Below are 588 nucleotides of genomic sequence, written 5' to 3' on the forward strand. Positions count from 1 at the left end.
CGCGGCGAAGTTCTTAGGCGCGGTGCTGGCGCAGCCCAGAGTGAAAAAGCTTCTCTCGAGCGATCACTTCTCGGTCGACGGCACTCTCATTGAGGCCTGGGCATCGATGAAGAGTGTCAAGCCGAGGGATGGGCCGGGCGAGCCGCCGGAAAATGGCGGCGGCCGCAATGCGGAAGCCGATTTCCATGGCCAGAAGCGGACGAACGAGACGCATGCCTCGACCACCGATCCCGATGCCAGGCTCTAGAAGAAGGGGAAAGGAAAGGAGGCGAAGCTGTGCTTCATGGGACACGGGTTGATGGAAAACCGCCACGGCCTTTTGGTCGACGCCTGCCTGACATTGGCCAACGGCCATGCCGAGCGGGTGGCGGCACTGCACATGATCGAGCCGCATGCGGACCGGCCGCGGGCCATCACGCTCGGCGCCGACAAGGCTTATGATGCGGAAGACTTCGTCAACGAACTGCGCTCGATGAAGGTGACGCCGCATGTGGCGCAGAACACGAGCGGCCGTCGTTCGGCAATTGACGGGAGCACCACGCGCCATGGCGGCTTTGTCGTCAGCCAGCGGATCAGAAAGCGGATCGA

The 588-nt window shown here is 62.9% G+C and carries 1 pseudogene; it reads left to right on the forward strand.

Features of this window, described 5'->3' with window-relative positions:
* Positions 1–588: pseudogene (locus EN780_RS36845) on the forward strand (transposase); the annotation flags it as partial.

The sequence above is a fragment of the Mesorhizobium sp. M4B.F.Ca.ET.089.01.1.1 genome (assembly GCF_004022605.1).
Taxonomy (GTDB): Bacteria; Pseudomonadota; Alphaproteobacteria; order Rhizobiales; family Rhizobiaceae; genus Mesorhizobium; species Mesorhizobium abyssinicae.